General features: G+C 70.6%; 1 protein-coding gene. It reads right to left on the reverse strand.

Annotation, left to right across the window (positions count from 1 at the left end; genetic code table 11):
- Positions 1–580 (reverse strand): heme exporter protein CcmB (locus AX672_RS07455; RefSeq protein ID WP_168727378.1); only part of this gene is annotated, 580 nt, incomplete at its 3' end.
- Position 581: the final 1 nt, after the last annotated feature.

Consider the following 581-nt stretch of genomic DNA (forward strand, 5'->3'; position numbering starts at 1 on the left):
GCGCAGTGACTTTGCTGCTGGTGGCGGCGGCCAGCACCGGCGCCCCCGCCACCAGCAGCAAAGTCACTGCGCCGAGCAGCTTCAACGCCCCCTGCCCGCCTTCGATCGATCCTGCACCGAAGATCAGCAGCGGCACCGCGAGCGGCAGCATCACCAGCCCGGCCACCGCCCCGCTCCCGCGCAAGCCCGCGACCAGCGCCGAGGTCGCGACCGCCAGCGCCGCCAGCCCTGGGGTGCCGACCAGCAAGCCAATCTCGATCGCCAGCAACGCGTCGGTACTAACCCCCAGCAGCCCGCTCGCGATCACCGCTGCCAGCATCAGCGGCGGGCCGAAGCTCAGCCAGTGCGCGACGATTTTAGCGGCGCTCACCGCCACCAGGCCAACGCCGCGCACGCTCAGCTGATCGAGCACGCCTGTTTCCATATCGGGCGCGACCAGCCGCTCGACCGGCATGAGTGCTGCCAGCAGCGCCGCCGCCCAGATCACACCGCCCCCGACCCGCGCGAGCAGATCGCGGTCAGTCCCGACCCCGAACGGGAACAGCACCGCGACGAGCAGGAAGAAGGCGATCGGGAAAATC

This window comes from Sphingomonas sp. CCH10-B3, assembly GCF_001556185.1.
Classification (GTDB): domain Bacteria; phylum Pseudomonadota; class Alphaproteobacteria; order Sphingomonadales; family Sphingomonadaceae; genus Sphingomonas; species Sphingomonas aquatica.